The organism is Streptococcus suis YS56 (assembly GCF_000440115.1).
Taxonomy (GTDB): domain Bacteria; phylum Bacillota; class Bacilli; order Lactobacillales; family Streptococcaceae; genus Streptococcus; species Streptococcus suis_L.
Genome location: NZ_ALMY01000076.1, coordinates 1 through 554 on the forward strand (window position 1 = coordinate 1; position 554 = coordinate 554).

2 protein-coding genes and 1 pseudogene are annotated in these 554 nt (G+C 39.7%); all 3 read left to right on the forward strand.

The features are described from left to right. Positions 1-112, forward strand: a pseudogene (locus SST62_RS1000000112690) (IS30 family transposase); the annotation flags it as partial. A gap of 157 nt (positions 113-269) precedes the next feature. After that, positions 270-455 (forward strand): hypothetical protein, encoded by a 186-nt coding sequence (locus SST62_RS0109540; protein WP_029187175.1) that lies wholly within the window; start codon positions 270-272, stop codon positions 453-455. Then, positions 436-554 (forward strand): IS66 family insertion sequence element accessory protein TnpB (gene tnpB, locus SST62_RS1000000112420; RefSeq protein ID WP_194283591.1); only part of this gene is annotated, 119 nt, incomplete at its 3' end. The genes SST62_RS0109540 and tnpB, both read left to right, overlap by 20 nt.

Sequence of the window (554 nt, forward strand, 5' to 3'; positions counted from 1 at the left end):
AACCAAGAAAACGACTCCGAAAGAAGTAGCTTTTATCGAAAATTGGATTAACAACTACCCTAAAAAATGCTTGGGCTACAAGTCGCCAAGTGAATTTCTTTTGGGTGGCTAACTTCAACTTGAAATTTGGGAAAGAAGTAAAACTTGCAATTAAATTATTCACTTACTAGGTAGGGAGGAAAAAAAGTAACCGCCCCATAACAAGGTATCTATCTAATCACTCCCTCCTCCTGTATACTGTTATAAAAAACAAAACTGGAGGATTTATTATGTCACACCCCATCGTCCCATTGACTATTCCCCTATCTCGCCGCTTTGAGAAGAAAGGCAGAAATGATATTCTGATGAAAATTCATCTCGGAAAAGTGGAAGTCACATTCTTTCACTCTATCAACCATGAAGTAGTGGAAACAATCTTGGATAAGGTACTGCACTATGACCATCCGACTCAGTGATTTAGGTCAAGTCTGCTTGGTTTGCGGGAAAACGGACATGCGTCAAGGGATTGATTCTCTCGCCTACCTTGTCAAAAGTCAATTCAATCTGGATCCCTT